This window comes from Bradyrhizobium sp. AUGA SZCCT0160, from assembly GCF_018130105.1.
Lineage (GTDB): Bacteria > Pseudomonadota > Alphaproteobacteria > Rhizobiales > Xanthobacteraceae > Bradyrhizobium.
Genome location: NZ_JAFCMD010000001.1, coordinates 259,139 through 277,017, shown reverse-complemented (window position 1 = coordinate 277,017; position 17,879 = coordinate 259,139). Strand labels below are relative to the sequence as shown.

The following is a 17,879-nucleotide window of genomic DNA, read 5'->3' as shown; positions in this document are numbered from 1 at the left end:
TGGGTTCTCTGCAAGGGAAACGGCGCTAGCCGAACAATCGGCCAATCGTGAGCCGGGTGCCAACCTTTTTCTGCCGCCCGCACGCGTAATGCCATTCGATGGCCCGTCGGCCGGCAGGCCCGTGAGGTGACGCGGTCAGTCCTTCGGGATCATCGCCGAGGCCATAAACGCTGCGACGGCAGCGGAATATTCCGCCAGTCCCTCATGACTGAAATGCATATCGTTACCTCCCCAATAGAAGCGCTCGGGGCGCGATCCGGACCGCTTCTTCAGTGCGTCGGTGGCATTGAAGAAAAGAAAGCTGTTGGCGACGCAAATCTTTTGTACCGAAGAGCTGACGAGATTGTTCCACAGGCGGCCCTTGGCGTCGGGTTTGAGGTGCTGGAGATGCGGATGAGAGATGAACAGCACGCGGCTGCCGTCGCTGGTGTAATCCTTCAGCACCTCGGCCAGCTCCTGCAGATTGTTCCTGAAACTTGCAAGCGGCTCTGCATATTTCCGTTCGAGATCGGCGCCCTGGTCCTGGGAATAAGAAAAGAGGGTGAAGTCCGATCGGTTCTTCTCGACCACCGCCGGCATATGGACAAAGGAATGCCAAAGCCTTGCCGCAAAGCGCATCAGGTACAAGGGATGCTTGCGGGCCTCCATCAGGCCGACACTGCATTCGCGTCCAATGGGTGAAGCCTTGACGCCGACATTTTGTCCGCGTTCGTTGCGGACAATCAGTCCGCGGTACCGGGCGAAGTCGTCGTACAGATCGGTTTCGTCCACGTCGACCACGATATAATCGGGACGCAGCACCGGCAGCAGCTTCTTGGCCTGCGGCACGAAGATGGCCGGGGAATACGAGGTATATCCGGCATTGTAGGTCTTCAGGCAGGTACCGCGCTCTGTCTTGAAGTATTTTGCAACGTGATACGGCAGCGTGTTCTTGTCGTCGTAGCCTTCCATAAAGGAATCGCCGAGGAACAGGACCGAAACCGGGTTTTCGCACTCGGCCTGCTGTGCCGTATCGTCGGTGATCCGGATGCCGTTCGCGTCAAACGATCGCTTGTAGCTGAAGCCGGTCGAGTCGCCGTAGATGCACAGATTCTGGTCTTGCGGTGTGGGCTGATGGTTCACCACGTCGGATTGCCAGTTCAAATTGACGCTGGCCATTTCGAGATCGTACAGGGGACCGAAATATTGCTGCAGCCGAAACCCAATCTCAAAGATCACGGCCCACGTGATGACCAGCAGTAGCGCCGATCCGACGAGGTGAAACCCCCGCTTCATTGAACGTCTCCGGTATGAATTCCGAACAGATCAGTAGATACCCAAATTCGTTGCATGGCGATGGGTCTGTCGATTGGTGCTCACCAAAGCAGACCGGTCAAGCCGGCAAAACGGGTCGTGATCGGGGTGGCGGCCCGGCCTCCAGCAATGGCAATAAGCTCCATTACCACGTTGCGGTACCGCGTTGAACTTATCGTTCGTAACCGCTAAGGCATGACCCAAATTGGGGAGGGGACGGAGTGGATACGGTACAGCCTACGGCGGTCGCGCTTGATGAGGCGACGGTGGCATTCCGCCTGGCCGACGCACGGGTCTATACGGCCGTGGAAAAGGCCCGGCTTTCGGTCGCGCATGGCGAGTTCGTCGCCATCGTAGGTCCCACCGGATGTGGGAAATCGACGCTGCTCAACGTCGCTGCCGGCCTGTTGAAGCCGGCCGCGGGCGCGGTGCGGATTTTCGACCAGCCGCTCACCGGGCTCAATCGGGACGCCGGCTATCTGTTTCAGGCCGATGCGCTGTTTCCCTGGAAGACCGCGATCGACAATGTCGCCATTGGCCTCGAGATCAAGGGCGCGCCGCGGGCGATGGCGCTGGAGCGCGCCCAGGGCTGGTTGACGTCGGTCGGGCTCGGCGCGTTCGGCAACCGCTATCCTCATATGCTGTCCGGCGGGCAGCGCAAGCGCGTCGGGCTCGCGCAGGTGCTGATCCGGGATCCCAAGATCCTGCTGATGGACGAGCCGTTCGGGCCGCTCGATGCCCAAACCCGCCAGATCATGGGCAATCTCTTGCTGGAACTATGGACCGCCGACCGCAAGGCGGTGTTGTTCGTGACCCACGATCTCGAAGAGGCGATCGCGCTGGCCGACCGCGTGGTGATCATGTCGGCGGGACCCGGCGCGCGCATCATCGGCGACTGGAAGGTGACCCTGCCGCGCCCGCGCGACATCTCGGAAGTGCGGATGGAGAAACAGTTCCACGAGTTGCACCGGGAAATCTGGAGCGTGCTGAAGGATGAAGTGATGAAGGGTTACGCGCAGTCTTCGCAAGCGGCGGAGGCCTCCTGATGTCCCGCCTGACGCTGCTGTTCTGGCAATTGATGGTCGCCGTGGTCGCGCTCTCGCTGTGGCAGTTCTTTGCCACCGTGCCGGTGTTCGGCCGCATGTTGCTGCCGCCGTTTTTCTTCTCGACCCCGGTCGATGTCGCCAGCCAGATATACAAATGGTTCGCGACCGGCGTGATCTGGAAGCATCTGATGATCACGCTGTGGGAGTCGGTCCTGGCCTTCGTGATCGGTTCGGTCGGCGGCGTGCTGGTCGGATTCTGGTTCGCACGCCAGCCCCGCGTCGCCGCGGTGTTCGATCCCTATGTCAAGATGATGAACGCGTTGCCGCGCGTGGTGCTGGCGCCGATCTTCGCGCTGTGGCTCGGGCTCGGCATCTGGTCCAAGGTCGCGCTCGGCGTGACGCTGGTGTTCTTTATCGTGTTCTTCAACGTCTATCAGGGCGTCAAGGAGGTCAGCACCACCGTGCTCGATAACGGCCGCATGCTCGGCATGAGCGAACGGCAGTTGACGCGGCATGTGTACTGGCCCTCGGCGCTGTCGTGGATGTTTTCCTCGCTGCATACCGCGGTCGGTTTCGCGGTGGTCGGCGCCGTTGTCGGCGAGTATCTGGGATCGGCGGCCGGCCTCGGCTATCTGATCCAGCAGGCCGAGGGCGTGTTCGACGTCGGCGCTGTCTTCGCCGGCATGTTCGTGCTGTCGGCCTTCGTGATCGTGATCGATTTCGGCGTGACGCTGGTCGAGCGACGGCTCCTGGTATGGCGGCCGGCGCCCGTGGTGCGGGATTGATCGACGCCGTTGGAGGCCGCGACCTTGTTACAGACGTCTGCTTAAATTGTTACTCGCCTTCGGCGAGCAAACTGACGCATGATCAAGCCGCGCCGCCCCATGCGCGGCTTGATCGGCGCGACCGCCCGAAAGCAAATGATCCCCGCACAGGACGCAGGCCAATCCGATGAGACCTTGCTGCGCTATGCCGGTTGGCGTGTCGTGCTCGCCTGTTTCCTCATGGCGCTGTTTCTGTTCGGCTTTGGCCTTTACGGTCATGGCGTCCATCTGGCCGAACTGCAGCGTCTGAACGGCTGGCCGGCGGCCCTGATCTCGGGCGCGAGCACGCTGTCGCTCCTGCTTGCCAACATATTCGCGACCTTTACCAACGAACTCGTGTCCCGGCTGGGTGCCAGGCGGCTGGTCTTGCTCGGAATTGCCGCGCTGGCGACGTCGACGACGCTGCTCGCGTTCGCGACCGCGCCGTGGCAGCTCTATATCGCTTTCGCCCTGATGTCGCTTGGATGGATCGGGATGGGGACGATCGTGAGCGCGACCATCGTAAGCCTCTGGTTCGTCCGCCGCCGCGGTCTCGCCATCAGCCTGGCCTTCACGGGCGCCAGTTTTAGCGGCGTCATCGTGACGCCCTCACTGGTATATTTGATCGAACGGTTCGGCTTTGCCGCCGCGATGCTGACCGGAACAGCGGTCATGGTCGCCGTTCTGGTACCTGTCACGCTCGCCTTTATAGGCCCGCCATCGGCCGGAGGTCCGGCTGATCCGCTGCGTGCCGAAATGCCTTCTGTCCCGAGTGATATTTCGCGCGCAACGCTTGTCCGCCGCGTCGCGTTCTGGACCATCTCGATCCCGTTTGCACTGGCGCTCGTGGCCCAGATCGGATTTATCGTGCACCAGATCGCCATGCTCGAGCCGAAGATCGGCCGCGCCAATGCCGGTCTGGCGGTTTCGGTGATGACATTCACGGCGATCGCCGGCCGCTTTGGCCTCGGCATGGTCGTCGACCGGTTCGATCCGCGGCGCGTCACCGCTATCTCGATCGTCAGTCAGGCGGCGGCACTCCTGAGCATCCTGCATTTCGATGCGATTCCGATCGTACTGGCTGCCTGCGCAGTATTCGGCTTTTCGGTCGGCAATCTCATCACACTGCCGCCGCTCATCATGCACCGCGAGTTCAGTGCGGCGAGCTTTGTCGTCGTCATGGGGCTGTCGAATGCGATCAGCGGAACCGTTGGCTCATTGGGGCCCGCCTTTCTCGGCGCCGTTCAGAGCTGGAGCGGTGGGTACGAGACGCCGACTGCGCTCTGCATCGCGCTACAGCTGATCGCGGCGGTGATCGTGCTCCAGCGCGGGTCGAGCAGGTCGGTTGAGGCGCCGGGGTAGGGTCTCTCTCGTCGTCCCGGCCTTGGGCTCAGATGCGCAATTGCGCATCGGGGCCCCATACCGCGTGATCTCTCGATTGAAGGACATCTGGCTGACGCCTTCCGCCAAACGAAAGTCGGTGGCTATGGGTCCGGCGTTCGCCGGGACGACGGTGATACCGTCAGTTCAGAATCTTCGTATCGTCGGGCGCCTGCGGCGGGGTCTTGATCGCGATCGCCTTGATGGTGCGGCCGACAGGCTTGGTGCCGCCATGCGGGGTGCCTTTGGGGATGACGACGAGGTCGCCAGGCTTCACCGTTACTTCCTTGTCGCCAAGCCAGATCGTTCCGGTGCCTTCGAGGATGAACTGAATCTCGTTGGCGTTGGCATGCAGATGCTTCGGCGGGCTGCCATCCTGGATCGCGATGGTCACGCCATCCGCGGAGACCAGCATTTTGTTGCGCATGCCGCCGGCGTTGAGAGGAGACAGCTTGTCCCCTTCGAGATCGCCGGTCGAGATGACCTGCGCAGTGATGTTTTCGGCGGCAAGGGCAGGGCGCAGCAGATGCGTGACGCCGCAGCCGGCGGCAAAGGCGGTGGCGATCGACAAGGTGATGGCGATGCGATTCATGGGTAGTCCTCCCCGGTTGTATTTTCTTGTCAGGCGATGCTACGCCGCGACGGCGGTATTCACCAGCGCGACGAAAAACCACGCATCTGCGATGGAATAAATCGCAGCGAGCGGAACAGCATTGCAATAATGGCCTCGCATTGTTGCCAAAGCCGCCTTCTCAAGGCCTGTGCACTGCATTATCCTGTCGGCAACCCATCGGAGGAAACCATGAAGAAAATTGTTGGCCGGCTGGCCGGGGCGCTGCTGGCGCTGGTCCTGACCTCAGGCTTTGCCGCAGCGCAAAGCAAGGTCACCATCGCGATCGGCGGCGGCTCCTGCCTGTGCTATCTGCCGACGGTGCTGGCCAGGCAGCTCGGTGAATACGAGAAGGCCGGCCTTGCCGTCGAGCTGGTCGATCTCAAGGGCGGCTCGGATGCACTCAAGGCCGTGCTCGGCGGCAGCGCCGACGTGGTGTCCGGCTATTTCGACCATTGCGTCAATCTTGCGGCCAAGAAGCAGGAGCTGGTGTCGTTCGTGGTCTATGACCGCTATCCGGGGCTGGTGCTTGTCGTGTCGCCCTCGCACAACAAGGAGATCAACTCGATCAAGGATCTCGCCGGCAAGAAGGTCGGCGTCAGCGCGCCGGGGTCCTCGACCGACTTCTTCCTGAAATATCTGCTCAAGAAGAACGGCCTCGATCCGACCAGCGCCTCTGTCATCGGCGTCGGCCTTGGTGCCACCGCCGTCGCGGCGATGCAGCAGGGTCAGATCGACGCGGCCGTGATGCTGGATCCGTCGGTCACGGTGCTGCAGGGCAGCTATCCCGACCTCAAGATCCTCAGCGACACCCGTACGCAAAAGGATACGCTCGCAGTGTTCGGCGGCGAATATCCGGGCGGCTCGCTCTACACGACGGCGGCATGGATCAAATCCCACGAGAAGGAAGTGCAGGCTTTGACCACGGCGATCGTCAACACGCTGGCCTGGATTCACTCCCATTCGCCGGAAGAGATCATGGCGAAAATGCCGGAAGAAATCGTCGGCAAGAACAAGGAGCTGTATCTGGCGGCGCTGAAGAACACGATCCCGATGTATTCGTTGAATGGCAAGATGGACCCGAAGGGCGCGGATGCGGTGCTGGCGGTGTTCAGCGAGGGCTCGCCCGAGGTGGCAAAAGCCAACATCGACGTCACCAAGACCTACACCAACAAATATGTCGATCAGGTCAAGAAGACGACGGGATCGAGCACCAAATAACACGTGAAGTCGTGCGTGACGCAATGCTGGAAGTGATCTGGCGATGAATGGCACGACGGCACCGGTCATTCATCGCGTTACCTCGCTCGATCTGCCGGTCGAATCCTGGTCTTGGCCGTTCGCCGCCGCGCGGCGGGCGGAGATCGATGCGCATTTTGCAGAGGCGCAGCGCGACACTCCGCAACTGTGGAACGGGCGTGTGCTGCTCGGGCGCCATCCGGTCCTTGCCGGCAGTCACCTCACGGCCGGCTATTTCGAGACTGATTTCGCGAGCTTCCTGGCCTGGCGTGACTGGGGCTTTCCGGACCGGGACGTGTTCAACGGTTTTGGGATGGGCGCGCTGCGCTGCGCCGACGGCGCGTTCGTGCTCGGCGAGATGGGCCAGCACACCTCCAACGCCGGACGAATCTATTTTCCGTCAGGCACGCCCGACCTCGACGACGTCAGGGATGGCGCGCTCGACATATCCGGCAGCGTGGCGCGCGAGCTCGAGGAAGAAACCGGCCTTGGGCCGGGGGAATACAGGAGCGATCCGGATTGGCATTGCGTCTACACCGGCCCGGCGCTGGCAATGATCCGGCTGTTGCACGTCGATATGTCGGGCGAGGCATTGCGCAGCCGGATCGAGGCCAATCTCGCCTTGCAGCAATCGCCTGAATTGTCGGCCATTCATCTGGTGCGCGGAACGCGCGATCTCACCGACGCGATGCCACGCTTCGTGACGGAGTTCATCGAGGCGCAGTTTACGGCGTAACTGGGATAGGGGTCGAGCGCTTCGTGTTACGACACATGGCGCTTTCGCTTTTTGTTGGCGCCCGCCTTTTTGACGATCGCTGTTTTCGTCGGCGTGCTTGCGCCCGTGCCGGCCAATCGTCGCTCGGCGGCGGTCGCCGCCTTCCGGTTCGACAGTTTGAATTTGGTGTAGCCAAGCACCCGCTCCATCGCGATCCGCGCCTTCTCGGCATCGCCGCTCTCGATCGCGTGGGCGGCGGCGGCATGGTTGGGCAAATTGTCCCGGAACCAGCCGGCGCTGCCCACCGCGACAATGAAAACCGTGCTCAGGATGGTGTCGATGGCGCCGCGGAAGCCTTGCAGCACCGGGTTGTGGGTGGCGTCGAGGATCGCGAGATGAAACGCCTTGTCCGCGGCGATGGTGCTCGCCTGGTCCTGCGCGGTTTCCATCGCGGCCAAGGCCGCATTGATCCGCCAGCGGTCGTTCTTGGTGGCGCGCTCGGCGGCGAGCGCGGCGGCCGCCGGCTCGATGATCGAGCGGACTTCCTGGATTGCCAGCAGAAGATCGCGGCCCGGCTCGTCCTTGCCGACCAGCCAGCTCAAGACGTCGCGGTCGAGCAGGCTCCATTCACTGCGCGGCAGCACGTGGGTGCCATGCCGGGGGCGGACGCTGACCAGTCCTTTTGCGGCGAGCGTCTTGATGGCCTCCCGCACCACGCCGCGCCCGACGCCGAAGCGGGTTTCGAGATCCGGCTCCGGCGGCAGGGCCGCTCCGACCGGAATGCGATCCTGCGCAATTTCGCGGCCGAGTGTCGTCAACACGTTGCGAATGCGCCCCGGCTTGACACGCTTGTCGGCGATCCCCCGCTTGGTCACCTCCTTCTCCTTTTGACTTAGAGGATTTGCGATTTGCTAGCATGGGTGATGTATGCTAGCAATCATCCGATGTTTAACATCCGATGATTGTGGGGTTGCGCGCATCGGTTGCGTTGCAGTTGGTATGAGTGCCGAGGTGCCGCGACAGTGTAACCTCGGTTATTGCCTTGACATCACGCGGCGCTACCCGTGTGATGGCGAAAAAGACAAGACAAAAAACAAAAAGGTGCATCGCACCATATATAGGGAGGATTTGATGCCGGGGCATAAGGTTGCGCGCCTGTTTGTCGGGCTGTCCGCCGCAATCGCGGTGCTGGGAATGGCGGTTGGCGCCGAGGCCCAGGAAAAGAAGATCAAGATCGGCGTGATCTACGACCTGACCGGCCCGCTCGCCGGCGGCGGTTCCGAGCTGCAATACACCGGCGCCAAGATCATGCTGGACCATTTCAGCAAGACCGGCGTCGAAGGCTACAAGATCGAGGCGGTTTACGCCGACGCGCAGAGCAAGCCCGATGTCGCCATCAACGAGGCGATCCGCCTCGTCGAGCAGGAAAAGGTCGACATGCTGCTCGGCTTCTTCTCGTCGGCGCAGTGCGTGCCGGTGGCCGCCCGTGTCGAGCAGCTGAAGAAGTTCATGTGGATCACCACCTGCATTTCCTCGGCGGTGCTTGCCGACAAGAACTTCAAATACGTCTTCCGTCCGCAGGCCAGCGGCGATCAGTTCGGCCTGATGACGATGGATTTCATCGCCCAGAACTCCAAGGAGAAATTCGGCAAGGAGCCGAAAGACCTGCGGGTTGCGATCATCCATGAGGACGGCGCCTATGGCGTCGATGTGTCGAAGGGCAACGAGGCGGGCGCCAAAAAGGCCGGCTTCAACGTCGTCCTGAAGGAGGGCTATGCTGCCACCGCGCCGGATCTTTCCGCGCTCGTCACCAAGCTGAAGCGCGGCCGGCCCGACGTGATCTTCCACACCGGCTACAACCCGGACATCACGCTGCTGCTGCGCCAGGCGCGCGAGCAGGGCCTGAAGTTCGGCGCGCTGGTCGGTCATGGCGCGGGCTATGGCGTCTACGAGAAGCTGAAGGAAGGGCTCGGCGGCGACGTCAATTACGTCTTTAACACCGACCCGATCTCGATCTGGCTTGCCAACCAGAAGTCGATGGATCCGAAGCTGCCGCCGATCATCAAGATGGTGGGCGAGGAGTTCGACAAGGCCAAGCCCGGTGTCGCCATCCGTTCCGCCCATGTCGGCATGGCCGCGTCCAACACCTACGTCTTCATGACCGAGGTGCTGCCGCGCGCGATCAAGAAATATGGCGGCGTCGATCCCGAGGCGTTGCGTAAGGCCTCGCTCGAAGTCGATTTGCCGGAAGGCGGCACCATGCTCGGCTTCGGCGTCAAGTTCTACGGCGAGGGCCAGCAGATGGCGGGCCAGAACGAGCGCTCGTTCCCGGTGGTGATCCAGTATGTCGACGACAAGTCGTATGTGGTGTGGCCGAAGAGCCAGGCGCAACGCGAGGCCGTGTTGCCCCTGCCGAAGGGCACCACGTTCAGCAGCCAGTAGGTTAGCGGAGTATCTGGGGTGCTGACGGTGAATGGGTTGGTGAAGCGCTTCGGCGGCTTCACCGCGGTCAACAACGTGTCGTTCCGGGTCGAGCAGGGCGAGATTCTCGGCCTGATCGGGCCGAACGGTTCCGGCAAGAGCACGATCTTCAACATGCTGTCGGGCACGCTGGTCCCGACCGCCGGCTCGATTCTGTTCGACGGCGCGGAGATCGCGGGCGTCGCGCCGCATCGCATCATCAACCGTGGCATCGGCCGCACCTTCCAGATCCCGCGGCCGTTTCACCGGCTCAGCATCTTCGAAAACGTGGCGCTGGCCGGTTACTACGGCCAGGGCCGCCACAGCCGCGCCAAGGCCAATGAGGCTGCCGAAAAGGCGCTTCATATGGTCGGCCTGACCACCGATCGCCATGCCACTGTCGACGGCCTCGGGGCCGCCGGCCTGAAGAAGCTCGAGCTTGCGAAAGCGCTGGCGACCGGACCGAAACTTCTGCTCGCCGACGAAAGCCTCGGCGGCCTCGACGAGAAAGAGATGGATGCTGCGGCGGACATGCTGCGCAAGATCCGCGACGAACTCGGCATCACCATCATATGGGTCGAGCACATCATGGGCGTGTTGATGCGGGTGGTGGATCGCGTCATGGTGCTCGATCATGGCGAGAAGATTTCCGAAGGCTTGCCGAGTGCGGTGTCGAGCGATCCCCGCGTGATCGAGGTCTATCTCGGCACCGATGCGGATTCGACTCTGGCCGCGGCCGGGGAAGCGCGCCGGCGGGCAGGGGACTAGGCATGCTCGAATTGAAATCGGTCGATGCGGGTTACGGCACTTTCCAGGCGTTGTTCGGCGTCAGCCTCGACGTCAAGGCGGGCGAGGCGGTCGGCGTGATCGGCCCTAACGGCGCCGGCAAGACCACGCTGATGCGGGTGATCTCCGGCCTGATCCGGCCCACCAGAGGTTCGATCTCGATGGAAGGCACCGACGTGCTGGCGACGCCGGCGCATCGCATCGTCAGCCTCGGCATCGCCCATGTGCCGGAAAACCGCCGGCTGTTTCCGCGGCTCACGGTCGACGACAATCTGAAGATGGGCGCCTACATGGAAGGCGCCCGCGCCAAATATGCCGAGCGGCTGGAATTCGTGTTCGACCTGTTTCCGCGCATGAAGGAACGCCGCAGCCAGATGGCGGGTACCATGTCGGGCGGCGAACAGCAGATGTGCGCGATCGGCCGCGCGCTGATGTCGAACCCGAAACTGCTGCTGCTCGACGAGCCGTCGGCGGGTCTGGCGCCGGTCGTGGTTCAGCAGGTGTTCGAACTGGTGAAGCGGATCCGCGCCAGCGGGTTGACGGTGTTGATCGTCGAGCAGAACGTGCAGCAGGTGCTAAAGGTGGTCGACCGCGCCTATCTGCTCGAGGCCGGTAGCATCCGCGCATCCGGCACCTCGGCGGAGATGATGAACAACGACACCATCAAGCAGGCATATCTCGGCGTTTAGGACGGGCAAAGCGATGCAGGGATTTCTTGATATCTTCGACATCTATCTGCTGGAGGCCGTGGTCAACGGCATCCTGCTCGGCGGGGTGCTGGCGCTATTGGCGCTCGGGCTCAATCTGATCTTCGGCGTCATCGACGTGACCTGGATCTGCTATGCCGAGCTGGTCATGATCGGCATGTACGGCATGTACTACCTGGTCCAGTTCTACGGCCTGCCGTACTGGGCGGCGGCGCCGCTGACCATCCTGCTGGTGGCGCTGCTCGGAGCAGCATTGCACTACATCGTGATCGCGCCGCTGCTCACCGCGCCGCCGATCAACCAGCTGCTCGCCACCGGCGGCGTGCTGTTCATCCTGCAGAGCTTTGCCACCGTCGCCTTCGGCATCGACTTCCGCAATCTCGGCATCCGCCTGCCGGTGCTGGCGCTCGGCGAGATGCACTTCAGCTATTCGCGGCTGTTGTCGTTTGCGGCAGCCCTGATCGGCATGGTCAGCGTCTATTTCTTCATGACCCGCACCTATACCGGCACCGCGATCCGCGCCATCTCGCAGGACCGCCAGATCATGTCGCTGATGGGCGTCGACACCAAGCGCATCTACCTCGTCACCTCGGCGCTGGGCGGCGCGCTCGCGGGGCTGGCTGCCTGCCTGTTGGTGCTGCAATACGACGTGCATCCCTTTGTCGGCCTGTCGTTCGGGCCGATCACCTTCCTGATCTGCGTGCTCGGCGGGCTCGGCAACTTTGTGGGCGGCTTCATCGCCGCGTTCGTGTTCGCCGAGATCATTTCGCTCGGCGGCCTGTTCTCCGACCTCGAATGGGGCTATGTGCTCGCCTTCGCCTTCTTCATCGTCATGATGTTCATCCGGCCCGCTGGGCTTTTCGCGAGGCGCTCGTGAACACACGAACCATCACCTGGGCCGTTGGGCTGGCGGCGCTGATCGCGCTGCCCTTCGTCTATCGCGACCCCTATCATCTGCACATCCTGGTGCTGATCCTGATCTGGTCGTTCGCCTACACCTCGTGGTCGATCATGGGCCGCTTCGGCCTGGTGTCGCTCGGCCATGGCGGCTTCATGGGCGTCGGCGCCTATGTCACGGCGCTGCTCTGGAACCATCTCGGCGTCTCGCCGTGGATCGGCATCCCGCTCAGCATGGTCGCGGCTGGCGTGCTCGCGGTCATCGTCGCCTATCCCTGCTTCCGCTTCCGCATCACCGGGCATTATTTCGTGCTGGTGACGCTGGCGCTGTCCGGCATCGTGCTGCAGGTCATCACCGCGACGCGCGACTACACCGGCGGCTCGCTCGGCTACACGCCGAACCGCACCAAGGGCAGCCAGTTGCTGGCGCTGCAGTTTGACGACAAGACGACGTGGTATCTGATCGCGCTGTTCGTCTGGGTGGTCGGACTTTTGATCTGGCAATGGGTCGACCGCAGCATGAGCCGCTACGCCATGGAGGCGATCTCGGACGACGAGGACGCGGCGGCCGCCGCCGGCGTCAACGTCACCTTCGAAAAGCTCAAGATCACCATCATCAGCGCGCTGATGACGGCGCTGGCGGGCGCGCTGTACTGCCAGTACCAGATGTTCGTCTCGCCCGACACGGTCAGCGGCATTGCGGTGTCGCTGCAGATGGTGTTCGCCGTCATCGTCGGCGGCGTCTACGTGTCGTTCGGGCCGACGGTCGGCGCCATCATCACGATCCTGCTTGCCGAATTTCTGCGCATCTGGTTCGGGACCAAGGCGGTGGGCTGGGACAATCTGGTCTACGGCGTGCTGCTGGTGCTGTTCATCATATTCCTTCCCAAGGGCATTCTTGGTAGCGTCATCGATCGTTTCAGGACGCAACCCAGGAAAGTCGTGACGAAACCCGTGGCGAAGCCCGCAGCCTCATGAGCACGAAACCCCAGCAGCCGCTGAGCGATGCCTTAAGGCCTTTCGTTGCCCCGTTCCGCATTGAAGGAACAAACGAGTTTCACCTGAAGTCGCACAAGACCAGAGAGAAGGGCGGTCTCGACAAGGAAAAGGGCGAGAGCATCATCGAAGCCAATCGCAAGCGGCTGAGCGAGTTTCAGGAAAAGCTTTACGCGCAGGACAATTGGTCGCTCCTGCTGGTGTTTCAGGGCATGGACGCCGCCGGCAAGGACTCGGCGATCAAGAGCGTGTTCGACGGCATCAACCCGCAGGGCTGCGAGGTCACGTCGTTCAAGCAGCCATCGACCAAGGAGCTCGACCACGATTTTCTCTGGCGCAGCATGATCGCGCTGCCCGAGCGTGGCCGGATCGGCATCTTCAACCGCTCCTATTACGAGGAATGCCTGGTGGTGCGCGTGCACACCGAGATTCTCGGCAAGCAGAAGATTCCGAAGAAGCTGGTGACCAAGAACATCTGGCGCGAACGGTTCGAGGATATCTCGGCCATGGAGCGTTACCTCGCGCGCAACGGCACGGTGATTCTGAAGTTCTTCCTCAACATCTCCAAGGAAGAGCAGCGCGAGCGCTTTCTCGCCCGGCTCGAGGAGCCTGCCAAGAACTGGAAGTTCTCGGTGGCCGATATTGCCGAGCGCAAGCTATGGGCAAAGTACCAGGCCGCCTACCAGGACATGATCCGTCACACGTCGGCGCGCCACGCGCCATGGCATGTGGTGCCGGCCGACCACAAATGGTTCGCCCGCGTCGTGATCGGCTCGACCATCGTGAGCGCGCTCGACAGGCTGGATTTGCGTTTCCCCGAGGTCGACAAGGCCGACCGCAGCGAGTTCAAGCAGGTGCGTGAGGCGCTGCTGGCGGAAGGCAATGGCGGGGCGAAGGTTGCGAAGAAGTAGGATGGGTTTCGCGCGGCTCTACCCATCCTACTGACCCTCAATCCCGACCGCCCTCCAGGCCATACTCCCGGTAGATCGTCTCCGGGTCGGTTTGTGGGAACAACCGGCACTTCGCCTGCGCCAGATGCAGACCCTCGCTACCGGGGGCGCAGCCGGCAATCAGGAGTTTGCGAAGATCCTCCATATGGGGTCGCGGCTGAATCTTCTCCGGAAGCTGTTCGAGCGCGACCAAGGCCGTGGCGAGTGCCTGGGTCACCACCCACTCGTCATGGCCCGTAACCCCCTTCTTTGGCATGAGACAGCCTCCCGTCGGATCGGTACCCGGCAGCTTACGTCCATAATCCGGCTTTACGCAAAAGTTGAGGCAGCGGCTAACGCAACAAAGCACTGTTAGCTGTTAGGTCCGATCGGGCTTGCCGCCTTCGCCTTCATCGCTCTCGTCCTTGACGAGCGTCAGGAGGCGCAACGTCAGGAAGGTAAAAATGGCAACCGTGACGGCGACGTCATAACTGCCGAGCCCGACGGAAACGCCGATCGCGCCGGTCGCCCACAGGCTTGCCGCGGTCGCGGTGCCGTGAACGGAACTGCCCTGTTTGAGAATCGCGCCGCCACCGATGAAGCCGATGCCGGTAATCAGCCCTTCGATGACTTTCGCCATGCCGTCGGGGGAGTGCACGAGCAGGTTTTCGCTGGCCTGCACGAAGCCGCAACTGGCCAAAGCGACGAGCGGAAAGGTCCTTAAGCCGGCGCTGCGCGCGCGCTTCTCGCGATCCCAGCCGATCGGCGCCGCGAGCGCGAAGGCGGCGGCCAGCGCAAGAAAGTGACTCCCGATCTGAAACCTGTCCAAATGCGCGCCTCTCCATGAACCGATCACCGGTCATACAGTCGGCATCCACGCATCACCATGCGGCTTTAAGCGCTCAGGGATGGTGGAACAAATGTGACATCAGCGTAACGCGTATCCGCTCCGCTCAACCCCGGTGCTGCGCTTGCGTGATCGCGGACGTTTGGATGTGCAGCTGCCGGACCGTTGTGAGCGTTGCAAACAGAACCGCCAGGCCAAAGGCCGCCAACAAGGTCAGCAGGAGAAACCGAGGGCTCATGCGCCGCTCCATTTTACAAATCTCCACCCTGGCAAGAGATGGTTCGCGCGGCCTGGCTTTCAACCCGGCGCGACGACGGGGAAGGGGGGAGCCTACACCTCACGGCTGCGTGTCCGGGGAGGCTGACGGCAGGACGCCGTTTACCCTGCGGTGCTTTTGCCCCGTTAGGTCACCCATCCTGACCATCTTTTGGCATTGCGGCCGGCCATATTTCTCGTCTAGAACGGCCATGGAACGTGGTCCCGGCAACGAACTGTCAATGGTTTTGGCCAAGGATTTCGTCTCCTCAAGGGTCTGGCAATGCTGATTCGCAGCGAAAATGTTGGAGTTCAGGGTGGAGCGGCCTCGGCCGTTCGTGCTCCCGCGATTCCGGCTGCGTCCTTGCCCACCCTCCTTATTGGCGGGCTTCTGCTTCTTATCGGCCCCTGAGGGCCGTCTGGGCGGTTGCGCCTGGGCACTCAGGGGTTGCGTGAGACCAAGGAACCCTTCGGCGCCCAAAAAACGGCGCACCACCCAAAGGAAGTTGCAGATGACCACAGCCAATAAGTCCGAGAAGGACCGCGTAATCGTATTCGACACCACCTTGCGCGACGGCGAGCAGTGCCCCGGCGCCACCATGACATTCGAGGAAAAGATCGAGATCGCCGAGATGCTCGATGACATGGGCGTCGACGTCATCGAGGCCGGTTTTCCGATCACCTCCGAAGGCGATTTCCAGGCCGTCAGCGAGATCGCCCGCCGCTCCAAGAACTCGGTCATCGCCGGTCTGTCGCGCGCCAATCCAAAGGACATCGACCGCTGCGCCGAAGCGGTGAAATTCGCTCGCCGCGGCCGCGTCCATACCGTGATCGCGACCTCGCCGCTGCACATGCGCGTCAAGCTGAACATGACGCCCGAGCAGGTGATGGAGCTCTCGATCGCCAACGTCACCCGCGCCCGCAACCAGATCGACGACGTCGAATGGTCGGCCGAGGACGCCACCCGCAGCGAGATGGACTATCTCTGCCGCATCGTCGAGGCCGTGATCAAGGCCGGCGCCACCACGGTCAATATTCCGGACACCGTCGGCTACACCACGCCTGAGGAATACACCCGCTTCATGCGCACGCTGATCGAGCGAGTGCCGAATTCCGACAAGGCGGTGTTCTCGGTGCACTGCCACAACGACCTCGGCATGGCCGTGGCGAATTCGCTGGCCGGCATCGCCGGCGGCGCGCGCCAGATCGAATGCACCGTCAACGGCATCGGCGAGCGGGCCGGCAACGCCGCGCTGGAAGAAGTCGTGATGGCGATGAACGTCCGCAACGACGTGTTTCCGTGGTGGAACAAGATCGATACCACAATGCTGACGCGGGCCTCGAAACTGGTGTCGGCGGCGACCTCGTTCCCGGTGCAGTACAACAAGGCGATCGTCGGCCGTAACGCGTTCGCCCATGAAAGCGGCATCCATCAGGACGGCGTGCTGAAGGACGCCTCGACCTACGAGATCATGCGCCCCGAGATGATCGGTCTGAAGAAGTCGTCGCTGGTGCTCGGCAAGCATTCCGGACGTCATGCCTTCGTGCACAAGCTGGAAGAGATGGGCTACAAGCTCGGCGCCAACCAGCTGGAAGACGCGTTCGTGCGCATGAAGGCGCTGGCCGACCGCAAGAAGGACATCTACGACGAGGACATCGAGGCGCTGGTCGACCAGGAAATCGCCAACTCGCATGACCGCATCAAGCTGACGTCGCTGACGGTCATCGCGGGCACCCATGGGCCGCAGCGCGCCACCATGAAGCTCGACATCGGCGGCCAGATCAAGATCGAGGAAGCCGAAGGCAACGGTCCGGTCGATGCGGTGTTCAACTGCATTAAGGCGCTGGTGCCGCACGAGGCCAAGCTCGAGCTGTACCAGGTCCACGCCGTCACCGAGGGCACCGACGCGCAAGCCGAGGTTTCCGTTCGGCTCGCCCATGAAGGCCGCTCGATGACCTCGAAGGGGTCAGATCCGGATACGCTGGTGGCTTCGGCAAAAGCCTATCTCGGCGCGCTCAACAAGATCGTCATGAAGCGCGAGCGCGACATGCCGTCGTCGGCCGTGGCGAGTTGATCGCCACGTACCTAACGAACAGGCAATAGCGAAACGCGGCGCCTGTGGTGCCGCGTTTTTGCGTTGGGTGCTCGGGTTGAGCGCAGTGGCGCGTGGCACCGTGATTCCAGTCACAGCGCAAAAATCCGGTTTTGGCCAGCCTCGTCGCCAACCCTCGACGATCTCTCGCCCTTGGATGGGCGTCGGGGGATGGACGGCCTATTGAAGGAGACAATGATGGCCAACACGCAAGCAAGTCTGAACGCCGACGGCCTTGCGCCGTTGTCGGATGCCAAGCTGGACCAGGTCAGCGGCGGCTGGTTTCCCTTCATCGCCTTGGGCGTTGCATTGGGAATCGGCTACTGCATCGTGGATGGAACGCTCGACCCGAAGCCGGGCCCGAAGGGTGACTTCCCGATCGGTCCGAAGAACGTGGGTTGATTGGTTCGTCCGGTTGCCGCGAAGCGACGTCGTACCCAACAGGGTGCGGCGTCGTGCATTTGGGCGTCACGAAAGCGCGACTTGTTGAAGCCCGCTCTACTTCCGGTTGGCGGCAGGCAGCTGGACCGGGACGTGCGGCGAGGTGCTGATCACCCTTGTGCTGCCGTCCGAATAGGTCGGGCTCCGCTCGGCCTCGCTCCGGAGGGTTTCCAACAGGAGAAAGAATTTTTCTGAAAGCATGGCGTGCTCCACTTCATTGAGGATGCCACCGCTAGTCTGGTGAAATTCGCTTCTTCAGTAACGGGCCAGTATACCTGACAATTATTTCAGGAAGTGTTCGTCAGATCACTAAAATGGCTTCATTGATGAGGAGAATTATTTCATCAGGGCCGGTCCGCGAAACACATATCACGGAAACGCG

The 17,879-nt window shown here is 62.2% G+C and carries 19 protein-coding genes; 13 read left to right on the top strand and 6 right to left on the bottom strand.

The genetic code is table 11. The annotated features are described in order from the left end of the window. Positions 1–135 precede the first annotated feature (135 nt). Positions 136–1,275, bottom strand: coding sequence for a hypothetical protein (locus JQ558_RS01375; protein ID WP_212292632.1), 1,140 nt, complete (start codon positions 1,273–1,275; stop codon positions 136–138). A 239-nt stretch (positions 1,276–1,514) separates the two neighbouring features. Between JQ558_RS01375 and JQ558_RS01370 the strand changes: the two genes are divergently transcribed. The 3 genes from JQ558_RS01370 (at position 1,515) to JQ558_RS01360 (ending at position 4,504) form a co-directional block, all read left to right on the top strand. After that, the gene (locus JQ558_RS01370) at positions 1,515–2,339 is read left to right on the top strand and encodes an ABC transporter ATP-binding protein (protein ID WP_212207006.1); all 825 of its coding nucleotides are present in this window, start codon (positions 1,515–1,517) and stop codon (positions 2,337–2,339) included. Further along, positions 2,339–3,124, top strand: coding sequence for an ABC transporter permease (locus JQ558_RS01365; protein WP_212292631.1), 786 nt, complete (start codon positions 2,339–2,341; stop codon positions 3,122–3,124). Before JQ558_RS01370 ends, JQ558_RS01365 begins: the two co-directional genes overlap by 1 nt. 78 nt (positions 3,125–3,202) lie before the next feature. Continuing rightward, entirely contained in the window at positions 3,203–4,504 is a 1,302-nt protein-coding gene (locus JQ558_RS01360) for an MFS transporter (RefSeq protein ID WP_249142272.1), read from the top strand. A gap of 160 nt (positions 4,505–4,664) precedes the next feature. Here JQ558_RS01360 and JQ558_RS01355 read toward each other — a convergent pair whose 3' ends face one another. Next, positions 4,665–5,114, bottom strand: a complete 450-nt coding sequence (locus tag JQ558_RS01355) for a cupin domain-containing protein (RefSeq protein WP_192737955.1) — start codon at positions 5,112–5,114, stop codon at positions 4,665–4,667. Between the two features lie 210 nt (positions 5,115–5,324). Between JQ558_RS01355 and JQ558_RS01350 the strand changes: the two genes are divergently transcribed. Then, entirely contained in the window at positions 5,325–6,353 is a 1,029-nt protein-coding gene (locus JQ558_RS01350) for an ABC transporter substrate-binding protein (RefSeq protein ID WP_212207012.1), read from the top strand. A gap of 43 nt (positions 6,354–6,396) precedes the next feature. Further along, positions 6,397–7,107: an NUDIX hydrolase gene (locus JQ558_RS01345; RefSeq protein ID WP_212292630.1), complete on the top strand. Its 711-nt coding sequence runs from the start codon at positions 6,397–6,399 to the stop codon at positions 7,105–7,107. 26 nt (positions 7,108–7,133) lie between these two features. On the opposite strand, the gene JQ558_RS01340 is transcribed toward JQ558_RS01345, so the two are convergent. Next, positions 7,134–7,961, bottom strand: coding sequence for a FadR/GntR family transcriptional regulator (locus JQ558_RS01340; RefSeq protein WP_212292629.1), 828 nt, complete (start codon positions 7,959–7,961; stop codon positions 7,134–7,136). Positions 7,962–8,217: 256 nt separating this feature from the next. Between JQ558_RS01340 and JQ558_RS01335 the strand changes: the two genes are divergently transcribed. The 6 genes from JQ558_RS01335 to JQ558_RS01310 are packed head-to-tail and all read left to right on the top strand — an operon-like array spanning position 8,218 to position 13,843. Then, positions 8,218–9,528, top strand: a complete 1,311-nt coding sequence (locus JQ558_RS01335; RefSeq protein WP_212271879.1) for an ABC transporter substrate-binding protein — start codon at positions 8,218–8,220, stop codon at positions 9,526–9,528. 18 nt (positions 9,529–9,546) lie between these two features. Then, on the top strand, positions 9,547–10,314 hold the full coding sequence (locus JQ558_RS01330) for an ABC transporter ATP-binding protein (protein WP_212207016.1): 768 nt from the start codon (positions 9,547–9,549) through the stop codon (positions 10,312–10,314). 2 nt (positions 10,315–10,316) lie between these two features. Further along, entirely contained in the window at positions 10,317–11,021 is a 705-nt protein-coding gene (locus JQ558_RS01325) for an ABC transporter ATP-binding protein (protein ID WP_212000239.1), read from the top strand. 13 nt (positions 11,022–11,034) lie between these two features. After that, positions 11,035–11,916, top strand: a complete 882-nt coding sequence (locus JQ558_RS01320; protein WP_192737948.1) for a branched-chain amino acid ABC transporter permease — start codon at positions 11,035–11,037, stop codon at positions 11,914–11,916. Beyond that, positions 11,913–12,914 (top strand): branched-chain amino acid ABC transporter permease, encoded by a 1,002-nt coding sequence (locus JQ558_RS01315; protein ID WP_312014937.1) that lies wholly within the window; start codon positions 11,913–11,915, stop codon positions 12,912–12,914. The genes JQ558_RS01320 and JQ558_RS01315 overlap by 4 nt, the downstream gene beginning before the upstream one ends. After that, positions 12,911–13,843: a polyphosphate kinase 2 family protein gene (locus JQ558_RS01310; protein WP_212292627.1), complete on the top strand. Its 933-nt coding sequence runs from the start codon at positions 12,911–12,913 to the stop codon at positions 13,841–13,843. Before JQ558_RS01315 ends, JQ558_RS01310 begins: the two co-directional genes overlap by 4 nt. Positions 13,844–13,880: 37 nt before the next feature. Here the strand turns inward: JQ558_RS01310 and JQ558_RS01305 are convergent, their stop codons facing one another. Continuing rightward, positions 13,881–14,138 carry a hypothetical protein gene (locus tag JQ558_RS01305; RefSeq protein WP_192737945.1) on the bottom strand — a complete coding sequence of 86 codons (258 nt, stop codon included), beginning with the start codon at positions 14,136–14,138 and terminating at the stop codon, positions 13,881–13,883. A gap of 102 nt (positions 14,139–14,240) precedes the next feature. Continuing rightward, positions 14,241–14,690: an MgtC/SapB family protein gene (locus JQ558_RS01300; RefSeq protein ID WP_212207021.1), complete on the bottom strand. Its 450-nt coding sequence runs from the start codon at positions 14,688–14,690 to the stop codon at positions 14,241–14,243. Positions 14,691–15,475: 785 nt separating this feature from the next. Here JQ558_RS01300 and JQ558_RS01295 point away from each other — a divergent pair. Together JQ558_RS01295 and JQ558_RS01290 are read left to right on the top strand one after the other, a co-directional pair. Next, positions 15,476–17,038, top strand: a complete 1,563-nt coding sequence (locus JQ558_RS01295) for a 2-isopropylmalate synthase (protein WP_192737943.1) — start codon at positions 15,476–15,478, stop codon at positions 17,036–17,038. A 216-nt stretch (positions 17,039–17,254) separates the two neighbouring features. After that, positions 17,255–17,458 (top strand): hypothetical protein, encoded by a 204-nt coding sequence (locus tag JQ558_RS01290; protein ID WP_212271878.1) that lies wholly within the window; start codon positions 17,255–17,257, stop codon positions 17,456–17,458. Positions 17,459–17,554: 96 nt separating this feature from the next. On the opposite strand, the gene JQ558_RS01285 is transcribed toward JQ558_RS01290, so the two are convergent. Further along, positions 17,555–17,698: a hypothetical protein gene (locus JQ558_RS01285; RefSeq protein WP_212292626.1), complete on the bottom strand. Its 144-nt coding sequence runs from the start codon at positions 17,696–17,698 to the stop codon at positions 17,555–17,557. Between the last annotated feature and the right edge of the window lie 181 nt (positions 17,699–17,879).

Bases quoted from the DNA above. Each gene is read 5' to 3' on its own strand.
- JQ558_RS01375 (WP_212292632.1), bottom strand. From the start codon at position 1,275: ATGAAGCGGGGGTTTCACCTCGTCGGATCGGCGCTACTGCTGGTCATC.
- JQ558_RS01365 (WP_212292631.1), top strand. From the start codon at position 2,339: ATGTCCCGCCTGACGCTGCTGTTCTGGCAATTGATGGTCGCCGTGGTC.
- JQ558_RS01360 (WP_249142272.1), top strand. From the start codon at position 3,203: ATGATCAAGCCGCGCCGCCCCATGCGCGGCTTGATCGGCGCGACCGCC.
- JQ558_RS01355 (WP_192737955.1), bottom strand. From the start codon at position 5,114: ATGAATCGCATCGCCATCACCTTGTCGATCGCCACCGCCTTTGCCGCC.
- JQ558_RS01350 (WP_212207012.1), top strand. From the start codon at position 5,325: ATGAAGAAAATTGTTGGCCGGCTGGCCGGGGCGCTGCTGGCGCTGGTC.
- JQ558_RS01345 (WP_212292630.1), top strand. From the start codon at position 6,397: ATGAATGGCACGACGGCACCGGTCATTCATCGCGTTACCTCGCTCGAT.
- JQ558_RS01335 (WP_212271879.1), top strand. From the start codon at position 8,218: ATGCCGGGGCATAAGGTTGCGCGCCTGTTTGTCGGGCTGTCCGCCGCA.
- JQ558_RS01325 (WP_212000239.1), top strand. From the start codon at position 10,317: ATGCTCGAATTGAAATCGGTCGATGCGGGTTACGGCACTTTCCAGGCG.
- JQ558_RS01320 (WP_192737948.1), top strand. From the start codon at position 11,035: ATGCAGGGATTTCTTGATATCTTCGACATCTATCTGCTGGAGGCCGTG.
- JQ558_RS01310 (WP_212292627.1), top strand. From the start codon at position 12,911: ATGAGCACGAAACCCCAGCAGCCGCTGAGCGATGCCTTAAGGCCTTTC.
- JQ558_RS01305 (WP_192737945.1), bottom strand. From the start codon at position 14,138: ATGCCAAAGAAGGGGGTTACGGGCCATGACGAGTGGGTGGTGACCCAG.
- JQ558_RS01295 (WP_192737943.1), top strand. From the start codon at position 15,476: ATGACCACAGCCAATAAGTCCGAGAAGGACCGCGTAATCGTATTCGAC.
- JQ558_RS01290 (WP_212271878.1), top strand. From the start codon at position 17,255: ATGGCCAACACGCAAGCAAGTCTGAACGCCGACGGCCTTGCGCCGTTG.
- JQ558_RS01285 (WP_212292626.1), bottom strand. From the start codon at position 17,698: ATGCTTTCAGAAAAATTCTTTCTCCTGTTGGAAACCCTCCGGAGCGAG.